23 protein-coding genes are annotated in these 23,886 nt (G+C 68.9%); 7 read left to right on the top strand and 16 right to left on the bottom strand.

The genetic code is table 11. The features are described 5' to 3' along the window. Positions 1 to 19: 19 nt before the first annotated feature. Positions 20 to 1,102: a TRAP transporter substrate-binding protein gene (locus tag LRM40_RS11545; protein WP_151123434.1), complete on the top strand. Its 1,083-nt coding sequence runs from the start codon at positions 20 to 22 to the stop codon at positions 1,100 to 1,102. A 169-nt stretch (positions 1,103 to 1,271) separates the two neighbouring features. Continuing rightward, a complete protein-coding gene (locus tag LRM40_RS11540; RefSeq protein ID WP_231067517.1) occupies positions 1,272 to 2,354 on the top strand; it encodes a TRAP transporter substrate-binding protein in 1,083 nt (360 codons plus the stop codon). Between the two features lie 115 nt (positions 2,355 to 2,469). Here LRM40_RS11540 and LRM40_RS11535 read toward each other — a convergent pair whose 3' ends face one another. The 5 genes from LRM40_RS11535 to lysA all read right to left on the bottom strand — a co-directional run bounded on the left by LRM40_RS11535 (position 2,470) and on the right by lysA (position 7,018). Further along, on the bottom strand, positions 2,470 to 4,173 hold the full coding sequence (locus LRM40_RS11535; protein ID WP_151124124.1) for a TRAP transporter large permease: 1,704 nt from the start codon (positions 4,171 to 4,173) through the stop codon (positions 2,470 to 2,472). After that, positions 4,170 to 4,769 carry a TRAP transporter small permease subunit gene (locus LRM40_RS11530; protein WP_151124125.1) on the bottom strand — a complete coding sequence of 200 codons (600 nt, stop codon included), beginning with the start codon at positions 4,767 to 4,769 and terminating at the stop codon, positions 4,170 to 4,172. Before LRM40_RS11530 ends, LRM40_RS11535 begins: the two co-directional genes overlap by 4 nt. 145 nt (positions 4,770 to 4,914) lie before the next feature. Continuing rightward, positions 4,915 to 5,262, bottom strand: a complete 348-nt coding sequence (locus LRM40_RS11525; RefSeq protein ID WP_151124126.1) for a protein tyrosine phosphatase family protein — start codon at positions 5,260 to 5,262, stop codon at positions 4,915 to 4,917. Between the two features lie 20 nt (positions 5,263 to 5,282). Further along, a complete protein-coding gene (locus tag LRM40_RS11520) occupies positions 5,283 to 5,732 on the bottom strand; it encodes a GatB/YqeY domain-containing protein (protein ID WP_151124127.1) in 450 nt (149 codons plus the stop codon). 47 nt (positions 5,733 to 5,779) lie between these two features. After that, positions 5,780 to 7,018, bottom strand: a complete 1,239-nt coding sequence (lysA, locus tag LRM40_RS11515) for a diaminopimelate decarboxylase (RefSeq protein ID WP_151124128.1) — start codon at positions 7,016 to 7,018, stop codon at positions 5,780 to 5,782. Between the two features lie 69 nt (positions 7,019 to 7,087). Here lysA and LRM40_RS11510 point away from each other — a divergent pair, with 69 nt between their 5' ends. Continuing rightward, positions 7,088 to 8,005, top strand: a complete 918-nt coding sequence (locus LRM40_RS11510) for a LysR family transcriptional regulator (RefSeq protein WP_151124129.1) — start codon at positions 7,088 to 7,090, stop codon at positions 8,003 to 8,005. Positions 8,006 to 8,131: 126 nt separating this feature from the next. Here LRM40_RS11510 and rpsU read toward each other — a convergent pair whose 3' ends face one another. From rpsU to LRM40_RS11465, 9 genes are all read right to left on the bottom strand, one after another. After that, the gene (rpsU, locus tag LRM40_RS11505) at positions 8,132 to 8,344 is read right to left on the bottom strand and encodes a 30S ribosomal protein S21 (protein ID WP_012346814.1); all 213 of its coding nucleotides are present in this window, start codon (positions 8,342 to 8,344) and stop codon (positions 8,132 to 8,134) included. 172 nt (positions 8,345 to 8,516) lie between these two features. Then, a complete protein-coding gene (locus LRM40_RS11500; RefSeq protein ID WP_151124130.1) occupies positions 8,517 to 9,326 on the bottom strand; it encodes a sulfite exporter TauE/SafE family protein in 810 nt (269 codons plus the stop codon). After that, positions 9,323 to 9,796: an EVE domain-containing protein gene (locus LRM40_RS11495; protein WP_151124131.1), complete on the bottom strand. Its 474-nt coding sequence runs from the start codon at positions 9,794 to 9,796 to the stop codon at positions 9,323 to 9,325. Before LRM40_RS11495 ends, LRM40_RS11500 begins: the two co-directional genes overlap by 4 nt. A 287-nt stretch (positions 9,797 to 10,083) precedes the next feature. Beyond that, positions 10,084 to 10,422 carry a cell division protein ZapA gene (locus tag LRM40_RS11490; RefSeq protein ID WP_151124132.1) on the bottom strand — a complete coding sequence of 113 codons (339 nt, stop codon included), beginning with the start codon at positions 10,420 to 10,422 and terminating at the stop codon, positions 10,084 to 10,086. After that, positions 10,419 to 10,637 carry a DUF904 domain-containing protein gene (locus tag LRM40_RS11485; protein ID WP_151124133.1) on the bottom strand — a complete coding sequence of 73 codons (219 nt, stop codon included), beginning with the start codon at positions 10,635 to 10,637 and terminating at the stop codon, positions 10,419 to 10,421. Before LRM40_RS11485 ends, LRM40_RS11490 begins: the two co-directional genes overlap by 4 nt. Positions 10,638 to 10,694: 57 nt before the next feature. After that, positions 10,695 to 11,852 carry a lytic murein transglycosylase B gene (gene mltB / locus LRM40_RS11480; RefSeq protein ID WP_151124134.1) on the bottom strand — a complete coding sequence of 386 codons (1,158 nt, stop codon included), beginning with the start codon at positions 11,850 to 11,852 and terminating at the stop codon, positions 10,695 to 10,697. Between the two features lie 8 nt (positions 11,853 to 11,860). Continuing rightward, complete coding sequence (locus LRM40_RS11475) at positions 11,861 to 13,900, bottom strand: transglutaminase TgpA family protein (RefSeq protein WP_231067516.1); 2,040 nt, start codon at positions 13,898 to 13,900, stop codon at positions 11,861 to 11,863. Beyond that, positions 13,894 to 14,868 carry a DUF58 domain-containing protein gene (locus LRM40_RS11470; protein ID WP_151124135.1) on the bottom strand — a complete coding sequence of 325 codons (975 nt, stop codon included), beginning with the start codon at positions 14,866 to 14,868 and terminating at the stop codon, positions 13,894 to 13,896. The genes LRM40_RS11475 and LRM40_RS11470 overlap by 7 nt, the downstream gene beginning before the upstream one ends. Positions 14,869 to 14,874: 6 nt before the next feature. Beyond that, the gene (locus LRM40_RS11465; protein WP_151124136.1) at positions 14,875 to 15,804 is read right to left on the bottom strand and encodes an AAA family ATPase; all 930 of its coding nucleotides are present in this window, start codon (positions 15,802 to 15,804) and stop codon (positions 14,875 to 14,877) included. 83 nt (positions 15,805 to 15,887) lie between these two features. Between LRM40_RS11465 and LRM40_RS11460 the strand changes: the two genes are divergently transcribed. Together LRM40_RS11460 and LRM40_RS11455 are read left to right on the top strand one after the other, a co-directional pair. Further along, entirely contained in the window at positions 15,888 to 16,823 is a 936-nt protein-coding gene (locus LRM40_RS11460) for a histone deacetylase family protein (protein WP_151124137.1), read from the top strand. Positions 16,824 to 16,862: 39 nt separating this feature from the next. Next, positions 16,863 to 18,155 (top strand): mechanosensitive ion channel family protein, encoded by a 1,293-nt coding sequence (locus LRM40_RS11455; protein ID WP_151124138.1) that lies wholly within the window; start codon positions 16,863 to 16,865, stop codon positions 18,153 to 18,155. Between the two features lie 81 nt (positions 18,156 to 18,236). Here the strand turns inward: LRM40_RS11455 and LRM40_RS11450 are convergent, their stop codons facing one another. Continuing rightward, on the bottom strand, positions 18,237 to 19,763 hold the full coding sequence (locus LRM40_RS11450; RefSeq protein ID WP_151124139.1) for a fumarate hydratase: 1,527 nt from the start codon (positions 19,761 to 19,763) through the stop codon (positions 18,237 to 18,239). Positions 19,764 to 19,897: 134 nt separating this feature from the next. On the opposite strand from LRM40_RS11450, the gene nhaA reads away from it, so the two are divergent. Beyond that, on the top strand, positions 19,898 to 21,061 hold the full coding sequence (gene nhaA, locus LRM40_RS11445) for a Na+/H+ antiporter NhaA (RefSeq protein ID WP_231067515.1): 1,164 nt from the start codon (positions 19,898 to 19,900) through the stop codon (positions 21,059 to 21,061). A gap of 3 nt (positions 21,062 to 21,064) precedes the next feature. Here the strand turns inward: nhaA and LRM40_RS11440 are convergent, their stop codons facing one another. Next, positions 21,065 to 21,649: a TIGR00645 family protein gene (locus LRM40_RS11440; protein ID WP_151124180.1), complete on the bottom strand. Its 585-nt coding sequence runs from the start codon at positions 21,647 to 21,649 to the stop codon at positions 21,065 to 21,067. 240 nt (positions 21,650 to 21,889) lie between these two features. Here LRM40_RS11440 and acs point away from each other — a divergent pair, with 240 nt between their 5' ends. Beyond that, positions 21,890 to 23,857, top strand: a complete 1,968-nt coding sequence (gene acs, locus LRM40_RS11435; protein ID WP_151124141.1) for an acetate--CoA ligase — start codon at positions 21,890 to 21,892, stop codon at positions 23,855 to 23,857. Positions 23,858 to 23,886 lie beyond the last annotated feature (29 nt).

Here is a 23,886-nt window from a genome sequence, read left to right as displayed (position 1 = left end):
CCCTGCAGGAGACATGCTGATGGAACGTCGTTCGTTTGTGAGAAGTGCTGGCCTGGCCGGCGTGTTGGCCGCGGGTGCGGCGCCTGCCATTGTCCATGCCCAGTCGGCGGTGCGCTGGCGCATCGCGTCCAGCTTCCCGAAGTCGCTGGACACCATCTACGGTGCGGCCGAGGTGTTCGCCAAGAAGGTCGGCGAGCTGTCGGGCGGCAAGTTCCAGGTGTCGGTGCATGCGGCCGGCGAACTGATGCCCGCCTTCGGCGTGGTGGACGGCGTGCAGAACGGCACCGTCGAGGCCTGCCACACCGCTCCCTACTACTTCTTCGGCAAGGACGAGACCTTCGCCTTGGGCGGTGCCATTCCCTTCGGTCTGAACTCGCGCCAGATGAGCGCCTGGATGTTCGAGGGCAACGGCCTGAAGCTCATGCGCGAGTTCTACGCCGGCTACAACATCATGAACTTCCCCTGCGGAAACACTGGCGCCCAGATGGCTGGCTGGTACCGCAAGGAGGTCAAGTCCGCCGCCGACATCAAGGGCCTGAAGTTCCGCGTGGGCGGCTTTGCGGGCAAGGTGATCGAGCGCATGGGCGGGGTGCCGCAGAACATCCCGGGCGGCGAGATCTACCAGGCGCTGGAGAAGGGCACCATCGACGCGGCAGAGTGGATCGGCCCCTACGATGACCTGAAGCTGGGCTTCAACAAGGTCGCGCCGCACTACTACTACCCTGGCTGGTGGGAAGGTGGTCTGGAGATCGACCTGTACATCAATCAGAAGGCCTATGCGGCCCTGTCGCCCGAGTACAAGGCCATCGTCGAAGCCGCGGCTGCGGTGGCGCACATCGACATGCAGGCCAAGTACGACGCCCGCAACCCGGGGGCGCTCAAGCAGCTGGTGGGTTCTGGCACCAAGCTGGCACGCTTCCCGAAGGACGTGATGGAGCTGGCCTTCAAGGAATCGATGGCCCTGTACAGCGAACTGAGCGCCAAGAACCCGCGCTGGAAGAAGGTCTACGAGGACCTGGCCACCTTCCGTCGCGATCAGAACCTGTGGTTCCGCTTCGCCGAAGCCAGCTTCGATGACTTCATGCAGGCCCAGAAGCTCTGAGCGACACAACCGTGTTCCTGTCCAAGGCGCCCTCTGGGCGCCTTTTTCATGCCTCTTGCGTGTGTCCCCCGGATGAGGGGGGGGTGAAGGGAATACCCCGGCTGCCGCATGGGTCAGGTGTCCCTGAGAATGGTGCTGCAACATGCAACACTCAACAGGAGACTTGCTGATGGAACGTCGTTCGTTTGTGAGAAGCGCGGGCCTGGCTGGCGTGCTGGCGGCCGGTGCAGCACCGGCCATCGTTCATGCCCAAGCCGCCGTGCGTTGGCGCATCGCATCCAGCTTCCCGAAGTCGCTGGACACCATCTTCGGCGCTGCGGAGGTCTTCGCCAAGAAGGTGGGCGAGCTCTCGGGGGGCAAGTTCCAGGTCACGGTGCATGCGGCCGGCGAGCTGATGCCGGCCTTCGGCGTGGTGGACGGTGTGCAGAACGGCACCGTCGAGGCCTGCCACACCGTGCCCTACTACTTCTTCGGCAAGGACGAGACCTTCGCCCTGGGCGCGGCCATTCCCTTCGGCATGAACTCGCGCCAGATGACGGCCTGGATGTTCGAAGGCAACGGCCTGAAGCTCATGCGCGAGTTCTACGCCGGCTACAACATGATCAACTTCCCCTGCGGCAACACCGGCGCCCAGATGGCCGGCTGGTACCGCAAGGAGATCAAGTCGGTGGCCGACATCAAGGGCCTGAAGTTCCGCGTGGGCGGCTTTGCGGGCAAGGTGATCGAGCGCATGGGCGGGGTGCCGCAGAACATCCCGGGCGGCGAGATCTACCAGGCGCTGGAGAAGGGCACCATCGATGCGGCCGAGTGGATCGGCCCCTACGACGACCTGAAGCTGGGCTTCAACAAGGTCGCGCCGCACTACTACTACCCGGGTTGGTGGGAGGGTGGTCCCCAGATCGACCTCTTCATCAACCAGAAGGCCTACGCGGCCCTGTCGGCCGAGTACAAGGCGATGGTGGAGGCCGCCGCCGCGGTGGCGCACATCGACATGCAGGCCAAGTACGACGCCCGCAACCCGGGGGCGCTCAAGCAGCTGGTGGGCTCGGGCACCAAGCTGGCGCGCTTCCCGAAGGACGTGATGGAACTGGCCTTCAAGGAATCGATGGCCCTGTACAGCGAGCTGAGCGCCAAGAATCCGCGCTGGAAGAAGGTCTACGAGGACTTCGCCACCTTCCGTCGCGACGAGAACCTGTGGTTCCGCTTCGCCGAGGCCAGCTTCGACGATTTCATGCAGGCCCAGAAGCTCTGAGCACACCTGCTCCTGACGCGACAAGGGCGCCCCGCGGGGCGCCCTTTTTCATCCTCGGCCGCCATGGCCCTGGTCATGAAAAAGGCCTCCGAGGAGGCCTTTGAGGGGGTGGAGATCAGGGCGCCGCGCCCGAGGCGGCGCCGCTGGCCGCTGGCGGCAGGCCGAACAGGGCATTGACGTCCTGATTGCTGTCGCCGCCGTAATCGTTCTCGGGTTGGATCTGGATCTGCACCTTGTCCAGGTCGATCTTCTCCTTGGGACCCAGACCACCGGAGACCAGGCCCGGGAAGGCGATGATCAGGCCCACCATGATGATCTGGATGATCACGAAGGGCACCGAGCCCCAGTAGATCTGACCGGTGGTCACCGGGGCGGTCGGCTTGCCGGTCACACGGTCCTTGTACTCCTTGTTGGGCGCCACGCTGCGCAGGAAGAACAGCGCGAAACCGAAGGGCGGGTGCATGAAGGAGGTCTGCATGTTGACCGCCAGCAGCACGCCGAACCAGACCAGGTCGATCCCCAGCTTGTCCGCCACCGGGCCCAGCAGTGGCACGACGATGAAGGACAGCTCGAAGAAGTCCAGGAAGAAGGCCAGCACGAACACCAGGATGTTCACGACGATCAGGAAGCCCACCTGGCCGCCCGGCAGGCTGGTCAGCAGGTGTTCGACCCACTTCGGTCCGTCCACCCCCTGGAAGGTCAGGCTGAACACCGTCGAGCCCATCAGGATGAACAGCACGAAGCAGGACAGCTTCATGGTCGAGTCCATGGCCTGGCGCAGCAGCTTCATGTCGATGCGCTTGCGCAGCAGGGCCATGATCAGCGCGCCGACCGCGCCCATGGCGCCGCCTTCGGTGGGCGTGGCCACGCCCAGGAAGATGGTGCCCAGCACCAGGAAGATCAGGCCCAGCGGCGGGATCAGAACGAAGGTCACCCGTTCGGCCATGCGCGAGAGCAGGCCCAGCTTGAACACCTTGTTGATCACCGACAGCACGAAGGCCACACCCACGCCCACACACATCGACACCACGATCAACTCGTCGGTGGGGGTCTCGGCCGGACGGCTCTTGGCGAAGGCGACAGCCGCGCCCACCGAGAGCAGGGCCAGCAGGCCCAGCGAGGGCAGGCCGGAGGAGCCGTTGTCTTCGCGGATGGTGCGGGCTTCCGGTGGCAGGGCGGGCACCCAGTGCTTGCGGAAGATGGCGACCAGGACGATGAAGCCGGTGTACAGCGCGGTCAGCGTGAAGCCGGGGATGAAGGCACCCTTGTAGAGCTCGCCGACGCTGCGGCCCAGCTGGTCGGCCATGATGATCAGCACCAGCGAGGGCGGGATGATCTGGGCCAGCGTGCCCGAGGCGGCGATGACGCCCGAGGCGATGCGGCGGTCATAGCCGTAGCGCAGCATGATGGGCAGGGAGATCAGGCCCATCGAGATCACCGAGGCGGCCACCACACCGGTGGTGGCGGCCAGCATGGCGCCGACCAGGATCACCGCGAAGGCCAGGCCGCCGCGGATGGGGCCGAAGAGCTGACCGATGGTGTCGAGCAGATCCTCGGCCATCCCGGATCGCTCCAGGATCAGGCCCATGAAGGTGAAGAACGGGATCGCCAGCAGCGTCTCGTTCTGCATGATGCCGAAGATGCGCAGCGGCAGGGCCTGCATCAGCGACGAAGGCAGGATGCCGAACTCGATGCCGACGAAGCTGAACATCAGGCCGGCCGCAGCCAGCGAGAAGGCGACGGGGAAGCCGATCAGCAGGAAGACGATCAGGCCCCCGAACATCACCGGGGCCATGTTGGCGTGCAGGAACTCGGTCATTGCGCGGCTCCTTGGTTCTTCTGGGCACGCAGGATGGCTTCGGCCAGTTCCTCTTCCGCGGTCTTCTCCTGCTTCTTCTCGGTCGGGTCCTCGATCAGGCCCATCAGGAAGGCGATGCGCTTGATCAGCTCGGAGACGCCTTGCAGGGCCAGCAGGCTGAAGCCCACGGGCACCAGGGCATAGACCGGCCAGCGGATCAGGCCGCCGGCGTTGCTGGAAGTCTCGCCCGTCTCATAGGCCTGCTTGACCAGGGGCAGGACCAGGTCGATGACCACGCCGCAGAAGGGCAGCAGGAAGATGACGATGCAGACGGCTTCGACGATGATCTGGGTGCGCTTGGAGAAGTGGCTGAGCACCACGTCGATCTTCACATGCTCCTGGCGCAGCAGCGTGTAGCCGGCGGCCAGCAGGAAGACGCCGGCGAACAGGTACCACTGGATCTCCAGGAAGGCATTGGAGCCGACGTCGAAGGCCTTGCGGGCAATGGCGTTGAGGGCACTGATGAGCACCGCGGCCAGGACCAGCCAGGCGGCACTGCGACCGACCCACTCATTGAGTCGGTCGATCCATCGTGAAAGGGCTAACAATGCGGACACAGCGTCTCCTAGGTAAAGCAACACCGGCCGGGGCCGGTGGTGGATCGCCGCACTGTACGGAAGTCATGGCGCTTTGCAGCAATCGCTCACAACAACCGCGGGAAAGTCCTAGGACGGTGGACGCTGGCGCCGCCCGGCGGTGCACTCAGACGGTGCGGGCCGCTGTGAAAAGCTTGGTCGAGCGGGCGCCGGAGCGGCAAAAAGCCAACAGCGGGCGGGGCAGCTCGGCCAGCAGGGCACCGAAGGCCGCGATCTCTTCCGGGCTTTGGTAGGCGCCTTGCACAGGCAGGTGCCGGTACTGCAGGCCGGCGGCCAGAGCGGCGGCTTCCACGGCGGCACTGGTGGGCTGCTCCGACCCGCCCTCGAAGTCCGGCCGGTTGTTGATCACCGCCTTGAAGCCCAGGCGGGCGAGTTCGGCCATGGCTTCGGGCGCCATCTGCGGCGCGACATAGACATCCGGCGCAATGGCCTGGAGGGGCAGTTGAGTCTGCATCGTGGCGTCCTCGTGGGAGTTCAGGGTTGGAGGGCCTTCTTGACCGCAGCCGAAACCAGGCCCATGTCGGCCTTGCCGGCCAGGCGGGCCTTGACCGCGCCCATCACCTTGCCCATGTCGCCCGGGCCGGTGGCGCCCACCTCGGCCACGGTGGCGGCCACGGCTTCGGCAATCTCGGCTTCGCTCAGGCGCTGGGGCAGGTAGACCTCGAGCACCGCGATCTCGGCGCTTTCCTTGTCGGCCAGGTCACTGCGGCCGGCCTGGCTGTAGGCGGCCACCGAATCCTTGCGCTGCTTGATCAGCTTGTCCACCACGGCGATGACGGCGGCGTCGTCGAGCTCGATGCGTTCGTCCACTTCCTTCTGCTTGCAGGCGGCCAGCAGCAGGCGGATGGTGCCCAGGCGCTCGGCTTCCTTGGCCCGCATGGCGGCCTTCATGTCTTCGGTGATGCGTTCTTTCAGCGTGCTCATGGTCGATGTCTTGGCAGCAAAGCCTGCATTGTCGTCCCGAAGCGCGCTCAGACGTTCTCCAGGGCGATCAGTTCCTCCACCGTCTGGCGGCGGCGGATCAGGCGGTGGGTGTCGCCATCGACCAGCACCTCGGCGGCCAGGCCGCGGGTGTTGTAGTTGCTGGACATGGAGGCGCCGTAGGCCCCCGCGTCGTGCAGCACCAGCAGGTCGCCCACCCGGGCCTCGGGCAGGCGGCGGGTCAGCACCACGCCGCCATCGGCCTGGGTGAACACATCGCCCGATTCGCACAAGGGGCCCGCCACCACGGTGTCGACCTCCGCGCGGGGTGTGTCGTCTGCCGGCAGCAGGCTCATGCCGTGATAGGCGCCGTACATGGCCGGGCGCATCAGGTCCGAGAAGCCGGCGTCGACCAGGGTGAAGCGCTGGCGCCCCATGTGCTTGGTGGCCCGCACCTCGGTCAGCAGCACGCCGGACTCGGCCACCAGGTAGCGGCCGGGTTCCAGCTCCAGGTGCACATCGCGCCCCAGGTGGCTGGCGATCTCGCGGCGGGCCGCGTCCCAGAGCTGGAAGTAGTGCGCGGTGTCCAGGCGCGGCTCGCCGTCGCGGTAGGGAATGGACAGGCCGCCGCCGGCGGAAATGGCCTCGATGGCCACCCCGGCGCGCTTGACCAGGTCCACCATGGCGGCGCAGACCTGCTGCAGGTGGCCGTAATCCACGCCCGAGCCGATGTGCATGTGCAGGCCCACCAGATGCAGGCGGTGGCGGGCCACCGCAGCCAGGGCTTGCGGCAGCTCGGCGTGCCAGATGCCGTGCTTGCTGTGCTCGCCGCCGGTGTTGGTCTTGTTGCTGTGGCCGTGGCCGAAGCCCGGGTTGATGCGCAGCCAGACGCGGTGGCCGGGGGAGACGGCGCCGAGCTGATCCAGCATGTCGATCGAGCCGGCGTTGACGGTGACGCCGTGCCGCACCACGGTGTCCAGCGTGGCGGGGTCGAAGAGGTCCGCCGTGAAGACGATGCCGGCGGCCCCCTGGGCGTCCGGTGCGGGGCTGAAGCCGGCAGCCAGGGCCCGTTCGATTTCGCCGCGGGACACCGCGTCCACCACCACGCCCGCCTCGCGCATCAGGCGCAGCAGGTGGGTGTTGGAGTTGGCCTTCTGGGCGTAGCGGATGGTGTCGAAGGCCCGCAGTTCGGCGATGCGCTGGCGGATGGTGGCGGCGTCATACACCCACAGCGGCGTGCCATGGGCGCGCGCCAGGGAGCGGAGCAGATCGGGGGCGAACGGATTCATGCCGCGATGATGCGGCGCTTCTGTCATACTGAAAAATACTTTTTCTTTAATCTTCGATTCAAGGCTGATATGGATCTGACCCATCGCCTGGTGGAGGTCTTTCGCGCGGTGATGCGCACCGGCCATGTCACCCGGGCGGCCGAGCTGCTGCACACGTCCCAGCCCACGGTCAGCCGCGAGCTGGCCCGGCTGGAGCAGGTGCTGGGCCTGGTGCTGTTCGAGCGGGTCAAGGGCCGGCTGCGGCCGACGGCCCAGGCGCAGGCTCTGCTGGACGAGGTGGAGCGTTCCTACGAGGGGCTGGAGAGGATCGCTGCCACGGCCTTCAACCTGCGGGATGCCGGTGCCATGCGCCTGCAGGTGGCCTGCCTGCCTGCGCTGGCCCATGCCCTGCTGCCGCGCGCGGTGGCGCTGTACCGGCAAGGCCGGCCGACGGCGGCCGTGGCCCTGGCCCCGCTGGAATCGCCCCAGCTGGAAAGTGCCCTGACCGAGCAGCGCCACGACCTGGGTCTGACCGAGCAGCGCGAGCCGCCGCCTGGCTGCCAGCTCAGCACCCTGCTGGTGGCCGACGAGGTCTGCGTGCTGCCGCCCGGCCATGCACTGGCCGAGCGACGGGTCATCGCCCCGGCCGATCTGGCGGGGCAGTCCTTCATCAGCCTGGCACCCACCGATCCCTATCGCCAGCAGGTGGATGCGGTGTTCGCCCAGGCGGGTGTGGCGCGCCAGCTGCAGCTGGAAACACCCAGCGCGCTGTCCGTGTGCGCCTTGGTGCGCCAGGGCCTGGGGGTGGCCATCGTGAACCCGCTGACCGCCCTGGAGATGGCGGCGGCGCAGGCCCTGCAGGTGCGCCCCTTCTCGGTCAGCATCCCCTTCCACCTGGGCAAGGTGGTGCCGCGGTGGCGGCCTGCGCATCCTTGGCGTGCCGAGTTCGAGCAAGCCCTGGCGGCGGCCGTCGAGGAACTGCGCGCGCAACTGGCACAACTCGGCTGAGGGCAGGCAGGGAGGCACGCGCAGGTCGGCCAGACGCAAAAAAGCCCGCTGCGGCGTCCCGCGCGGGCTTTTTGTGCGACGTCCGAGGACGGTCGTTCGATCAGTGCAGCGTCTTGGGCACCAAGCTCAGTAGAGCTTCTTGGGCAGCTGCATGCTGCGCACGCGCTTGTAGTGGCGCTTCACGGCGGCAGCCTTCTTGCGCTTGCGCTCGGCAGTGGGCTTCTCGTAGAACTCGCGGGCGCGCAGTTCGGTCAGCAGACCCAGCTTTTCGATGGTGCGCTTGAAGCGGCGCAGGGCCACGTCGAACGGCTCGTTTTCCTTGACTCGGATGGTGGTCATGAGCGAAGAATCCTTCGGTGAGTTGCGCTCGGTGTCCGTTATGGACGTTGCTTTGGTGCAAAGGCCAAAGCCGGTTCCGGAAATCCCGTCCACCGGATCGACACGCGGTTGGTTGCTAGCAAAGCAGGCGATTCTACCTCGCCTGCGGGATAAATGCAAAAACGCGCCGCCGTCAAGTGTGGAAGGACTTCCACAGCATGTAAGCCGCCAGCCCGTAGAGCACCAGGGCGAACACCCGGCGAAGCTGGGCCACGTCCATGGCGTGGGCGGCCCGCGCGCCCAGCGGCGCCATGCTCATGCTGGCCAGCACGACCACGCCCAGCGCCGGCAGGTAGAGGTAGCCCACGGCGCCGGGCAGGGCCGCCGGCAGGGCCCAGCCGCCCACCAGGTAGCCCAGCGTGTTGGACAGGGCGATCGGAAAGCCCAGCGCCGCGCTGGTGGCCACCGCCTGGTGCATGGGCACGTTGCACCAGGTCATGAAGGGCACGCTCAGGAAGCCGCCGCCGGCGCCCACCAGGCCCGAGACGAAGCCGATGCCGGTGCCCGCGGCCGCCTGGCCCATCGGGCCGGGCAGTTCGCGGCCCGGGCGGGGGGGCCGATGACGCAGCATCTGCGTGGCCGAGACGCCGACGAAGACGGCGAAGAACAGGGCCAGGGCCTGGCCCTTGAGCAGCGAGAAGGCGCCCGCCCCCGCCAGCAGGCCGCCGATCAGGATGCCCGGGGCGATGCTGGCCACGATGGGCCAGCGCACGGCGCCCCGCTTGTGGTGCGCCCGCATGCTGGACAGCGAGGTGAACAGGATGGTGGCCATCGAGGTGGCGATGGCCATCTTCACCGCCATGTCGCCCGGCACGCCGCGGTGGCTGATGATGATGGTCATGAAGGGCACCAGCACCATGCCGCCACCGATGCCCAGCAGCCCGGCCATGAAACCGCCGAAGGTGCCCAGGCACAGCAGCTCGACGACGAGGCTGGGACTCATGCCGCGGAAGCGTCCAGCAGGGCCAGCACGGCCTGCCATTCCTGCGGGGTCACCGGGGTGATCGACAGGCGGCTGCCGGGGCGCAGCAGCACCATGCTCTGCAGGGCCGGCTCGCTGCGCATCCGGGCCAGCGGCAGCAGACGCGTCTTGCGCACCAGGCGCACATCCACGTTCAGCCAGCGCGGCTGCTCGGGCGTGGACTTCGGGTCGAACCAGGGGCTGGCCGGATCGAACTGCGTGGCGTCCGGGTAGGCGGGGCTGGCCACCTCGGCCAGACCGGCCACGCCGGGTTCGGCGCAGGAGGAGTGGTAGTACAGCACCCCGTCGCCCACCTGCATGGCGTCGCGCATGAAGTTGCGGGCCTGGTAGTTGCGCACCCCGGTCCAGGGCACGGTCTGGGCGGGCAGCCGCGCGAGCTCGTCGATCGAGCACTCGGCCGGCTCGATCTTCATCAGCCAGTACTGGGGCATGGGCAAGGCGGGAAGAGGGTGTCCATCGCAAACCGTGGGCCGCATTCCTGAACCCAGGGGATTCAGGTGGGCGAGGTCAGCAGGGCTTCGGGTTCATCTGACGCGAGACGATCACGCCCGCCCGGCAATGTTCCAAGCCCGGGCTCGCGAGAGCATCGGTTCAAGGAAATATAAAACCCACGCGGATGCGACGGACGAGCCCATTCTAGAACCAGCGCCATGCCCGCCGCGAGCCAATTGCCACGGGCGCAGTGCGGAATCCGGGCGATGTGCGGAACGGGCTTGTGCTAGAGCAGCTGTCCATCGTCGCCCAGGGTGGCGTCGAGCTTGGAAATCAGGCGGTCCAGCAGGGCCTCTTCCTCGAGATTGGCCTCGAGGCTGGGCGGGGGGGATGCGGGCACCGGCACCGTTGCGGCCGGGGTCTGTCGCTGCTCGGCCAGCAGGTAGGCCAGGTTCAGGGCGGCCAGCACGGCCATGCGCTCACGCGCCTTGACCTTGCCCGCATCGCGGATCGCGCTCATCTCCTGGTCCACCCGGCTCACCGCCTGGCGCAGCAGGTCCTCGCCGCCTTCGGGGCAGGCCAGCAGGTAGCTCTGGCCCAGGATGGTGACTTCCATCTGCTTCATGCGGCATCACCTCCGGTGGAGGAGGGATCGGTGGGCAAGCGATCCAGCAGGGCTTCGACCCGGGTGCGGGCTGCGGCCAGGCGGGACTTGAGGCTGTCGCGTTCGGCCTGCAGGGCCTGCACCTGTTGGGTCAGCAGGGCGTTGGTGCGCGCCAGCTCTTCGTGCCGCAGCACGAGGCGGTCGATGCGCTCGGCAAGATCCGACAGACGGGTCATGGGCCAGTGCGTGAAACGAGCGGGGAGGTGGCCATTGTAGGCACGAGCGCGGGCGCCTCAGGGCGCGGCCGAAGCGGCCGGTGCGGCCGGTGCGGCAGGCGTGGCCGTGCTGTCGGTGCGTCCGCTGCGCAGGGCGCGCGCCAGGTCCACCACCGCCATCGCATAGTAGGCCGACCAGTTGTAGCGGGTGAGGACGTAGAAGTTGCGGGTGCCCGCCACGTAGCTGGGGGCGTTGCCGCCGTTCTGCAGCTCCACCAAGGCCAGCGGCCCCAGGGCGTCGGTGGCCTCCGCGTCCAGCACCGCGCCGCGCTCGCGCATCTGGCTGGCACTGAGGCTGGGGGTGATGTCGTTGACCAGCATCAGCGCCTTCTCCCGCACGTCCGCGGGGGGCGTCACGGCCACGGTGGGCACCAGGCCGCGCTGCCAGCCGAATTCGGCCAGGTAATGCGCGACGCTGCCCACCACATCGTCGCCGTGCGTGTTCAGGTCGATGCGGCCGTCGCCGTCGAAATCCACCGCGTACTTCAGGATGCTGCTGGGCATGAACTGGGGCAGGCCGATGGCGCCGGCGAAGGAGCCCAGCACGCTCTGCGGGTCCCGCTTCTCGGCGGCGCACCAGCGCAGGAAGGCGCCCAGCTCGTCCCGGTAGAAGGCCGAGCGGTCGCTGCGGCCGCTGGGGAAGTCGAAGGACAGCGTGGCCAGCGCGTCGATGACCTTGAAGCTGCCCGTCAGCCGACCATAGAAGGTCTCGACCCCCACGATGGCCGCGACGATCTCCGGCGGCACGCCATAGCGGGCCTCGGCGCGGCTCAGGGCCTGGGCGTTGTCCTGCCACCAGCGCAGCCCGGCGCCGATGCGCTGCGGCTCGACGAAGCGGGCCCGGTAGGCCGCCCAGTTCTTGGCCGTGCCCACCGGCGGGGGCATGACCAGCTGGGTCACGCGGGGCTGGAAGCGGGCCTGGGCCAGCTGGGCCACCACCCATTCGGGGTCCAGTTGGTTGGCCGCGGCCAGGGTGCGGCCGAACTGCACCACGTCCTCGCGCTGGCCGTAGATGACCACGTCGGGGCTGTCGTCGCTGATGACGGCTGCGGCTTTGACAGGAGCGCGCTTGGCCGAGGGCGCCGCGGCCAGGGCGGTGGAGGCCAGGCCGGCCAGAGCGAGCAGGGGCAGGACGCGGCAGGCACGCCGCAGCGGAACGGGAAGCGACAGGGTCATGCCGGAGATTATGGGCGCCGCGGGGGAGCGCAGCGCCGCTCCGCGGCCCGGAAGGTCCGCCACCAGGTGGAGAGTGTGGCCGCGGCGGGGCCTGGGGCGTAGCGCTGGCGCTGCAGGGCCTGCAGTGCTTCCACCATGGGTGCCACGGCCTGTCCGTGGCGCTCGGCCAGGCGCCGCGCCAGTGCGGCCGGGCTGTCGGCCGGGGCCAGGACCACGCCCCAGCGCGCCAGCCGGCGGGCCAGGCGCCGTTGCAGCCGTGGCCAGGGCGCCTGTCGGCGACCATCCCACCACGCCCAGGCCGCCCCGGCCAGACCCAGGCCGGACAGGCACAGGACCAGCAGCCGGGCCAGGGCTGCGGCGTCCACCTCCGGCCAGCCCCAGTCGCGCAGCAGCTGGAACTGCTGCTGCCGGCCGTAGCCCAGCACCCACTGGTTCCAGCGGTTGTCCCAGGTCTCCAGCCAGCGCCGCAGCTGCAGGCGCAGGCCGGGGCTCACGCTGTCCAGCGTGCCCATCACCAGACCGGGGGCCGGGCGCAGCGCGCTGCTGCGCAGGACGCGGTCGGGGGCCACGGCGGCGGTGGGATCGGCGCGCAGCCAGCCCTGGCCGTCCTGCCAGTACTCGGCCCAGGCATGGGCATTGCTCTGGCGCACCACCCAGTAGCCGTCCACCGGCGCCGGATCGGCCCCCTGGTAGCCGGTGACGATGCGCGCCGGCACGCCCAGGCTGCGCATCACCACCACGAAGGCGCTGGCGTAGTGTTCGCAGAAGCCCAGCTTGCGGTCCATCCAGAATTCGTCGATGGCATCGCCCTCGTAGGGTCCCGGGCTCAGGGTGTAGGCATAGCCGTCCTCGCGCAGGTGCCGCAGCACGGCCTGGACCAGGGTCTGCGCATCGGCATGCAGCAGGCCGGGCTGCGCGGCCAGGGCGCGCGCCCAGGCCCGGGTGCGCGGGTGCAGGCCCGGCGGCAGGCTGGTCAGCTGCAGGCGGTCCCAGCGGGACAGCACGCCACCCTCCGGCCGGCCGGGCGCGGCCACGGCGGTCAGGCGGGTCCGCTCCCCCAGGGGGCTGCGCAGGCGCCACTGCAGGCTGTCGTCGTCCGGGGGCCGCAGGCCGGTCAGCGGGGGCTCGGCCTGCGGCGGCGTGGTGGCGTAGTCCAGCAGGGGCAGCCAGGCGATGCGCAGGGGCTCCAGCGTCATCTCGTAGCGCAGGCCGGCGCGAGGGGGAGGGGCGAAGCTTGTCACGTGATCGGGCACGGGCGGGCGCCGGGGCCAGGGCTCGGCCTGCCAGCTCTGGCCGTCGTAGCGGGAGAGCACCGGTCCGCGCAGATAGAGCTGGGCCAGCGGCAGCGGCGGGCCCTCGAAGCGCAGCCGCAGCGCCACGCTGTCGTCCTGGGCCAGCTCCGCCACGTCGCCCAGGCGCAGGTGGTCCGACAGGCCGGTGCGGGCCCCATCGCCGGGCATGCTCCACAGCGGCGGAATGCGGGGAAAGAGCAGAAAGAGCGCCAGCATCACCGGCAGGCCCAGCAGGGCGGCCCGCAGCGCGGTGCCGGCGGCCTCGCGCAGCGGCGGTCGTCCGGCGGGCATGTGGGCCAGGGTGAGCGCTGTCAGCCAGCCCCACACCGACAGCAGCATGGCCGCCGCCGAGAGCAGGGACTGCGAGTACAGGAACTGGGTCAGCACCAGGAAGAAGCCGAGGAAGAAGACCACCAGCGCGTCGCGCCGGGCCCGCAGTTCCAGCGTCTTCAGGGCCATCAGCACCACCAGCAGGGTGATGCCGGCGTCGCGGCCGAGCAGGGTGTGGTGCTCGCGCCAGGTCAGGCCGGCGGCCAGCAGCAGCACCGCGAGCAGGGGCCCGCGGCCGGGCAGGGCGGCGTCCCGCCAGGCCAGCACGGCGCGCCAGACCAGCACCGCCAGGCACAGCCCCCCCACGCCCAGCGGCAGGCGGGCCAGGTGCGGGGCGACCGTCCAGGCGATCAGTCCCAGCATGAAGAAGGTGTCCCGGGTGTCGCGCGGCAGCTGGGCCTCCCGGATGCGGGGCAGCATCACCATCGCGCCAGCGCCTGCAGCAGGGTGTCCCGGTGGGTGGGTGAGTCGTTCCAGGGCCATTCCCGGCCGGGCAGGCGCAGGCCATGGGGCTGCTGGCGCGCCTGCGCGGCCAGCACCCAGGCGCACAGGCGGGACAGGCGCCGTTCCGCATCGCCCGGGCCGGCCTGCTGCCAGTCCAGCCAGAGCAGCGGGGGGCGGGCCGTTCCCGCGGCCTCGCGGCTGACCAGTTCGCCCGTGCGCGCGACCTTCTTCCAGACCACGCGGTTGAGCGGGTCGCCCCGGCGCCAGGGGCGGATGCCGTCATGCTCGTCGGTCGGGCCCAGGGCCGGCGTGCCGGGCGAGCCGGCCTGGACTGCGGCCGGGGGCAAGGGCGGCGCGGGATGCTCCGGCGCGGGATAGACCCAGGCCTGGGCGTCCGGGCGCCACAGGCTCCAGGCGCGGAACAGGCCGAAGGGAAAGCGGGTCTCGATGCGCAGCAGCGGTGCCGGCCAGTGCCCGCGTCCGGGCGCCATCCAGTGCAGGGTGACGCTGGTCTGGGCCTGGGCGCCGGCATCGAACCACACCGGCTGCGGCTCGCCCTCGTCTTCCTGCACCGCCAGCGCCAGGCCATGGCGGGTGCGGCCGGGGTTGTCCATGCGGACCTCCAGGCTCACCGGCTGGCCGGCGAACACCGGGCTCAGCGGCCCCAGGTGCAGCGCCAGCCCGCGCAGCGTGGCATGGGTCATGTGCATCGACACGATGGCGCTGCCCGCCAGCAGGAAGGTGAGGGCGTAGCCCAGGTTGAGCTGGAAGTTGATGGACGCCACCAGCAGCAGCAGGGTCAGACCGAACACCAGGCCGGCCCGGGTGGGCACGATGTAGAGGTTGCGCTGGCGCAGGGTGCAATGGGCACTGGGCTGCAGGCGCGCCTGCCACCACTGGCGCCAGCGCCGCTGCAGGGCCGACAGGGGCCACAGGCCGGTGCTTGCCATGCCGGTTCAGGGCAGGGGGACGGCGTCCAGCATCGCGCGGACCTGCTCGCGCGGGCCGCGGCCGGCCGAGGCCACCGGCACCAGGCGGTGGCCCAGGGCCTGGGGCAACAGGGCCTGCAGGTCGTCCGGCGCCACGTGGTCACGGCCCTGCAGCAGGGCCCGGGCCCGGGCCAGCCGCAGGATGCCGATGCCAGCGCGGGGCGACAGGCCCTGGACGAACCAGCGGCCGCTGCGGGTGGCCTCGATCAGGGCCTGCAGGTAGTCCAGCAGGGCGCTGGACGCATGCACGGTGCGCACCGCGGCCATCGCCTCGACCAGGTCGTCCGGTTCCATCACCGGCTGCAGGCGGGCCACCGCTTCGCGCCGGTCCTCGCCGGCCAGCAGGGCGCGCTCCGAGGCCCGGTCCGGGTAGCCCAGGCTGATGCACATCAGGAAGCGGTCGAGCTGGCTTTCCGGCAGCGGGTAGGTGCCCAGCTGCTCGGCCGGGTTCTGGGTGGCGATGACGAAGAAGGGCTGGGGCAGCGGGCGGGTCTTGCCGTCCACGCTGACCTGGTGCTCCTCCATCGCCTCCAGCAGGGCGCTCTGGGTGCGGGGGCCGGCCCGGTTGATCTCGTCGGCCAGCAGCACCTGGGTGAAGAGCGGGCCCGGGTGGAACACGAAGCCGTCGCGCTGGCGCTCGAACACGCTCACCCCCACCAGGTCGCTGGGCAGCAGGTCGGAGGTGAACTGGACGCGGGAGAAGCGCAGCCCCAGCGAGGCGGCCAGGGCGTGGGCCAGGGTGGTCTTGCCCACGCCCGGCACGTCCTCGATCAGCAGATGCCCCCCGGCCAGCAGGCAGGCCAGGCTATCCTCCACCTGGGTTGTCTTGCCCGCGATCACGTTGTTGACCTGTCCCTTGAGCTTCGTCAATCGGGCGAGAAGGCTTGTGCTGATCATGAGGGCAGACGATAGCCTACCCGGCCCGGTTTCACTGGCATGCTGGGAATGACCTGTCCCGATCCTGCGCTGGCCCTGTTTCGATGACCACTGCCTACTTCTCCCACCCCGATTGCCGCCTGCACGACATGGGTGCCGGCCACCCCGAATGCCCCCAGCGGCTCGACGCCATCGAGGACCAGTTGCTGTCTTCCGGCGTGGACGTGGCGCTCACCCGTTTCGACGTGCCGCTGGCCGCGCACAGCGACCTGCTGCTGGCCCACACCGAGGGTTATCTCACCGAGTTGGAGGAGTTCATCCGCCAGGCCATCGAGACCGGCGAGCACCGGGCGCTGGACTCGGACACCTACGTGGGCCCGCACACCTGGCAGGCCGCCTTGCGCTCGGCCGGCGCTGCCGTGGCAGCCACCGACGCGGTGATCGATGGCCGCGCCGAGAACGCCTTCTGCGCCATCCGCCCGCCCGGCCACCATGCCACGCGCTCGCAGTCCATGGGCTTCTGCTTCTTCAACAACATCGCGGTGGCGGCCCGCCATGCGCTGGATGTGCGCGGGCTCAAGCGGGTGGCCATCGTCGACTTCGATGTGCACCACGGCAACGGCACCGAGGACATCGTGGCCGGCGACGAGCGCATCCTGATGGTGAGCTTCTTCCAGGACCAGATCTTCCCCTTCAGCGGCGGCGTGCCGCTGGGCTCGAACATGGTCAACCTGCCGGTGCCCCCCTACACCCGCGGCGGCGAGGTGCGGGAGATGATCGAGGCCAACTGGATTCCGCGGCTGGAGGAGTTCCGTCCGGAGATGTTCTTCATCTCGGCCGGCTTTGACGCCCACCGCGAGGACGACATGGGCCGCATGGGCCTCGTGGAGGCCGATTTCGAATGGATCACCCGCCGGGTGGTGGAGCTGGCCCGGCGCCATGCCAAGGGACGGGTCGTGTCCTGCCTGGAGGGCGGCTACGCGCTGAGCTCGCTGGCCCGCAGCGTGGTGGCCCATCTGCGCGCGCTGGCCGACGTCTGAGCTCGGCTTCCGCCCTGGGCTGAGGCGACAATCGGGCGCATGACTTCCGCCCCCGTCATTCCCGTCCTCACCCTCGACGAATTCCTCAGTGCCCTGACGCACCCCAGCGCCCTGATCGAGGGCGCCGTGGTGCTGACCTGTCTGGTCCTGGCCTGGGTGCTGGTGCGGGTGGTGCGTGGCCCCACGGTGCCCGAGCGCTCCATCTGGTACGGGCGCCGCATCGTCGACGGGGTGCTGTTCCCCCTGCTGGCCCTGGGCCTGGCCTACCTGGCGCGGCGGGCGCTGCTGGGCTGGGGCGTGCCGCTGGCGATGTTCAAGATCGTGCTGCCGGTGCTGATTTCCTTTGCCAGCATCCGGCTGTCGGTGCGGGTGCTGACCGTGGCCTTCCCGGGGTCCCACCTGATGCGCGTGGTCGAGCGCACGATCTCCTGGCTGGCCTGGCTGGCGGTGGTGGGCTGGATCACCGGCGTGCTGCCGGAGATGCTGAACGAGTTGGACGACATCCGCTGGAAGCTGGGCAACTCGGTGGTCTCGGTGCGCTCGCTGCTGGAGGGGGCGCTGAGCGTGGGCGTGGTGATGGTCATCACGCTGTGGATCTCGGCGGCGCTGGAGACCCAGCTGCTCAAGGGGGCCACCGGCGACCAGCTCTCGCTGCGCATGGCCGGCGCCAACCTGATCCGCACCCTGCTCACCTTCATCGGGCTGCTGCTGGCCATGTCCTCGGCCGGCATCGACCTGTCGGCCCTGTCGGTGCTGGGCGGCGCGGTGGGGGTGGGCCTGGGCTTCGGCCTGCAGAAGCTGGCCTCCAACTATGTCTCGGGTTTCGTGATCCTGGCCGAGCGCTCGGTGCGCATCGGCGACACGGTGCGGGTGGACAACTTCGAGGGCACGATCTCCCGCATCACCACCCGCTACACCGTGATCCGCGCCCTCAACGGGCGCGAGGCCATCGTGCCCAACGAGCTGCTGATCACCCAGCGGGTGGAGAACTCCTCCCTGGCCGACCCCAAGGTGCTGGTCTCGACCGTGGTGCAGGTGGGTTATGGCACCGACCTGGATACGCTGTTCCCGCAGATCATCGAGGCCGTGTCCTCCGTCCAGCGCGTGCTGGGCGACCCCAAGCCCGGCGTGCAGCTGTCCAACTTCGCCGCCGATGGCCTGGAGTTGACCATCACCTTCTGGATCATCGATCCGGAGAATGGCCAGGGGGGCGTGCGTTCCGAGGTGAACCTGGCGATCTGGCGCCTGCTCAACCGCCTGGGGGTGGAGATCCCCTTCCCGCAGCGGGTGGTGCAGATGCTGCCGGCGGCCGAGCCGCCGTCCGCGGGCTGACCCTGGCGCATCCCATCATGAACACCACACCATGAAAAAACCCCGCCGAGGCGGGGTTTGCTGTTCGAGGCCGGGGGCCGATCAGGCCACGCTGACCGGGATCTTGCCGATCTTGGCCTGCCAGGTCTTGGGGCCCTCGATGTGGGCGCTGGTGCCGCCGGCGTCCACGGCCACCGTGACCGGCATGTCCACCACGTCGAACTCGTAGATGGCTTCCATGCCCAGGTCGGCGAAGCCCACCACCTTGGCGGCCTTGATGGCCTTGGACACCAGGTAGGCGCTGCCGCCCACGGCCATCAGGTAGGCCGACTTGTGCTTCTTGATCGCCTCGATGGCGGCGGGGCCACGCTCGGCCTTGCCCACCATGCTGATGAGGCCGGTCTTCTCCAGCATCATGTCGGTGAACTTGTCCATGCGGGTGGCGGTGGTGGGGCCGGCGGGGCCGACCACCTCGTCACGCACCGGGTCCACCGGGCCGACGTAGTAGATGACCCGGTTGGTGAAGTCCACCGGCAGCGGCTCGCCCTTGGCCAGCATGTCCTGGATGCGCTTGTGCGCGGCATCGCGGCCGGTCAGCATCTTGCCGTTGAGCAGCAGGGTCTGGCCGGGCTTCCAGCTGGCCACTTCGTCCTTGGTCAGCGTGTTCAGGTCCACGCGCTTGGACTTGTTGTAGTCCGGCGCCCAGTGCACGTTGGGCCACAGATCCAGGCTGGGCGGATCCAGGTAGACCGGGCCCGAGCCGTCCATCACGAAGTGGGCGTGGCGGGTGGCCGCGCAGTTCGGGATCATGGCGATGGGCTTGGAGGCCGCGTGCGTCGGGTAGGTCTTGATCTTGACGTCCAGCACGGTGGTCAGGCCACCCAGGCCTTGCGCGCCGATGCCCAGCGCGTTGACCTTCTCGTACAGCTCGATGCGCAGCTCTTCGAGCTTGTTCTGCGGGCCGCGCTGCAGCAGCTCGTACATGTCGATGTCGTCCATCAGCGATTCCTTGGCCAGCAGGGCGGCCTTCTCCGCCGTGCCGCCCACGCCGATGCCCAGCATGCCCGGCGGGCACCAGCCCGCGCCCATGGTCGGCACGGTCTTGAGCACCCAGTCGACGATGTTGTCGCTCGGGTTGAGCATGTAGACCTTGGACTTGTTCTCGGAGCCGCCGCCCTTGGCCGCCACGGTCACGTCCAGCTTGTCGCCGGGCACCACCTCCATGAAGACCACCGCCGGGGTGTTGTCCTTGGTGTTCTTGCGCTCGAAGATCGGATCGGCCAGCACCGAGGCGCGCAGCTTGTTGTCCGGGTTCAGGTAGCCGCGGCGCACGCCTTCGTCGACGGCGTCCTGGATCGAGCCGGGGAAGCCTTCCCACTTCACGTCCATGCCGATCTTCAGGAACACGTTGACGATGCCGGTGTCCTGGCAGATCGGGCGGCGCCCTTCCGCGCACATGCGCGAGTTGGTCAGGATCTGGGCGATCGCGTCCTTGGCGGCGGGCGATTCCTCACGCTCGTAGGCGCGCGCCAGGTGGGCGATGTAGTCGGCCGGGTGGTAGTAGCTGATGTACTGCAGCGCGCCGGCGACGCTGTCGACCAGATCTTGGTAGCGGATGGTGGTGGTCATGGTGGATGGCTCGGTCGAGTCTTTGCGATGATGGCCGCCAGGGCGGCGGGCTGGCCATGGTCCAATGCCCGGAGCAGAAGCAAGATGGGCCAGGGTCGCAACCCGGCAGTGTAACGACGAGGAGTCAACCCAGCGTGTTCGACGGAATCAAGCGCTTCTTCGCGGCCCCCACCGCCGGGGGCATCGTCCTGGCGCTGGCCACGGTGGCGGCGCTCATTTTCAGCAACTCGCCCTGGGCCCCGCTGTATGTGGCCTTCGACCAGATTCCGGGCGAGGTGCGGATCGGTGGCGACTGGCTGGTGCTGGCCAAGCCGCTGCAGGTCTGGGTCAACGATCTGTGGATGGCGGTGTTCTTCTTCCTGGTCGGGCTGGAGATCAAGCGCGAGTTCGTGCATGGCGAGCTCTCGCGCCCGGCCCAGGCCGCGCTGCCGGCGGTGGCCGCCCTGGGCGGCATGGCGCTGCCGGCCCTGATCTACGTGGCCATCAACTGGGGCGACCCGGCGGCCCTGCGCGGCTGGGCGATTCCCGCGGCCACCGACATCGCCTTTGCCATCGGCATCGTGATGCTGCTGGGTCCGCGGGTGCCGCCTTCGCTCAAGGTTTTCCTGACCGCGGTGGCCATCATCGACGACCTGGGGGCCATCGCGGTCATCGCCGTCTTCTACACGGCCCAGCTGTCCCTGGCCATGCTGGGGGCCGCGGCGGCCTGCCTGGTGTTGCTGGCGCTGCTGAACCGGGCGGGGGTGCGCCGGGCCGATCTCTATATCGTGATCGGCCTGGTGATGTGGGTCTGCGTGCTGAAGTCGGGCGTGCACGCCACGCTGGCCGGGGTGGCGACGGCCCTGTTCATCCCCAGCGATGGCGAGGACGGCCATTCGCCGGCCGAGGCCCTGGAGCACGGCCTGCACCCCTGGGTGGCCTTTGGGGTGTTGCCGATGTTCGCCTTCGCCAATGCGGGGGTGTCGCTGGCCGGCCTGAGCTGGTCCGATCTGCTGCAGCCGGTGTCGCTGGGCATCACCGCCGGCCTGGTGGTGGGCAAGACGCTGGGCGTCTTCGGCTGCGTCTGGGCGATGGTGCGGCTGGGTTGGGCCAGCGCACCGGCAGGGGCCAGTTGGGGACAGGTCTTCGGCGTGAGCGTGCTGTGCGGCATCGGCTTCACGATGAGCCTGTTCATCGGCGGCCTGGCCTTTGTCGGCCTGCCCGGGGACCATGACACGCCCGTCAAGCTGGGCGTGCTGTGCGGCTCCGTGCTGTCGGGCGTGCTGGGGGCGCTGCTGCTGGCGCGCCGCCCCCGCTGAAGCTCAGTGTTCTTCGCCCGCGGCCGGCTTGTGGCCATGACCCAGCAGGCGGTCGGTGGCGGCAATGGCCAGGGCCGACAGCAGGAAGGTCAGGTGGATCAGCGTCTGCCAGAGCAGGGTCTTCTGGTCGATGTTGGCCGCGCTGATGAAGGACTTCAGCAGGTGGATCGAGCTGATGCCGATGATGGCCGTGGCCAGCTTCACCTTCAGCACCGAGGCGTTCACATGGTCCAGCCATTCCGGCTGGTCCGGGTGGCCCTCCAGGTTCATGCGTGAGACGAAGGTCTCGTAGCCGCCAACGATCACCATGATCAGCAGATTGCTGATCATCACCACGTCGATCAGGCCCAGCACCACGAGCATGATCAGGGTTTCGTTGAGCTTGACCTGCCCATCGGTGGGAGGAAGATAGCCCACGCTCTTGACCAGCGTGTCCAGGGCCTGGGTGTTGCCGAAGGCCGCTTCGATCAGGTGGACGAGTTCCACCCAGAAGTGGAAGACGTAGACGGCCTGGGCCAGGATCAGGCCCAGATACAGCGGCAGCTGCAGCCAGCGGCTGGCGAAGATCAGGGCGGGCAGGGGGCGCATGGGCCGTCCGGAGGGGGGCGGGGTGTTCATCGGGTCGGGGATGGCCGCGGTGACAGGCCGGAAGCTCGGGAATGCCGGGATTCTAGGGTTGTCCCGCAACACCGCCATGACGGCGGCATCTGCCGTCAATTTGCTGCATTGCAGCAGGATTCAGAGTAAGGCCATCGTCAGACCCGGGGGCCACAGTTGCGCCGGAAAGTGCATTCAAGCACTCGAATCGAGAACACAGGAGACATCACGATGAGCGACGAGCTGAAGATCTACGCCCCCGATCCTGCCGTGGCAGCCCAGGCCCGTGTCTCGGGCATGGCCGCCTACGAGGCGCTCTGCAAGGAAGCGGAGACCGATTACGAGGGCTTCTGGGCCAAGCGCGCACGTGAGCTGATCACCTGGAAGACGCCGTTCACCAAGGTGCTCGACGAGAGCGAGGCGCCGTTCTTCAAGTGGTTCTCCGACGGCACGCTCAATGCCTCCTACAACTGCCTGGACCGCAACATCGAGCGCGGCCTGGGCGACAAGACTGCGCTGATCTTCGAGGCCGATGGCGGCGAGGTCACCAAGGTCAGCTACAGCGAACTGCTGGCGCGCACCTGCCGCATCGCCAACGCGCTGCGGGCCCAAGGCGTCAAGAAGGGCGACCGCGTCGTCATCTACATCGCCATGTCGATCGACGGCGTGGCGGCCATGCAGGCCTGCGCCCGCATCGGTGCCATCCACTCGGTGGTGTTCGGTGGCTTCTCGGCCCAGTCGCTGCGTGACCGCATCGAGGACACCGGCGCCAAGCTGGTCATCACCGCCGATGAACAGGTGCGTGGCGGCAAGCACCTGCCCCTGAAGGCCATCGTGGACGAAGCGCTGGCGCTGGACGGCTGCGGTGCCATCGAGAAGGTGCTGGTGGTCAAGCGCACCGGCGGTGCGGTGACCATGAAGGAAGGCCGTGACCTCTGGATGGCCGATGCCGTGGCCGGCCTGCCCGACAGCTGCGAGCCCGAGTGGGTCGAGGCCGAGCATCCGCTGTTCCTGCTCTACACCAGCGGCTCCACCGGCAAGCCCAAGGGCGTGCAGCACAGCACCGGCGGCTACCTGCTGCATGCGGCGCTCACCACCTCCTGGACCTTCGACCTGCGCGAGGACGATGTCTTCTGGTGCACGGCCGACATCGGCTGGGTCACCGGCCACAGCTACATCACCTACGGCCCGCTGGCCCTGGGCGGCACCGAGATCGTCTTCGAAGGCGTGCCCACCTACCCGGACGCCGGCCGCTTCTGGAAGATGATCCAGGACCACAAGGTCAGCATCTTCTACACCGCGCCCACCGCCATCCGCAGCCTGATCAAGGCCGCCGAGGCCAACGACGCCGTGCATCCCAAGAGCTACGACCTGTCGAGCCTGCGCATCCTGGGCTCGGTGGGTGAGCCGATCAACCCGGCCGCCTGGGAGTGGTACCACCAGCATGTGGGCGGCGGCCGCTGCCCCATCGTGGACACCTTCTGGCAGACCGAGACCGGCGGCCACATGATCACCCCGCTGCCGGGCGCCACCCCGCTTGTGCCGGGCTCCTGCACGCTGCCCTTCCCGGGCATCCAGGCCGCGGTGGTGGACGAGACCGGCAAGGACGTGCCCTGGGGCCAGGGCGGCATCCTGGTGGTCAAGCGCCCCTGGCCTTCGATGATCCGCAACATCTGGGGCGACCCGGAGCGCTTTAAGAAGAGCTACTACCCGGCCGACTTCCAGGGCAAGTACTACCTGGCGGGCGACGGTGCGATCCGCGATCCCAAGACCGGCTACTTCACCATCACCGGCCGCATCGACGACGTGCTGAACGTCTCGGGCCACCGCATGGGCACGATGGAGATCGAATCGGCCCTGGTGAGCTGCACCGAGCTGGTGGCCGAGGCCGCGGTGGTGGGCCGTCCGGACGACACGACCGGCGAGGCCATCTGCGCCTTCGTCGTGCTCAAGCGTCCGCGCCCCACCGGCGACGAGGCCAAGGCCATCGCCAAGCAGTTGCGCGACCACGTGGGCAAGGAGATCGGCCCGATCGCCAAGCCCAAGGACATCCGCTTCGGCGACAACCTGCCCAAGACCCGCTCGGGCAAGATCATGCGCCGCCTGCTGCGCTCGATCGCCAAGGGCGAGGCCATCACCCAGGACACCTCCACGCTGGAGAACCCGGCCATCCTGGACCAGCTGGCGCAGAACAACTGAGCCGAAGCGCCCAGCAAAAAGCCCCGCAG

This window comes from Ideonella dechloratans (assembly GCF_021049305.1).
Classification (GTDB): Bacteria; Pseudomonadota; Gammaproteobacteria; order Burkholderiales; family Burkholderiaceae_C; genus Ideonella; species Ideonella dechloratans.
The sequence above is the reverse complement of the archived record's forward strand: the minus strand, read 5'-3'. Positions and strand labels throughout refer to the sequence as shown.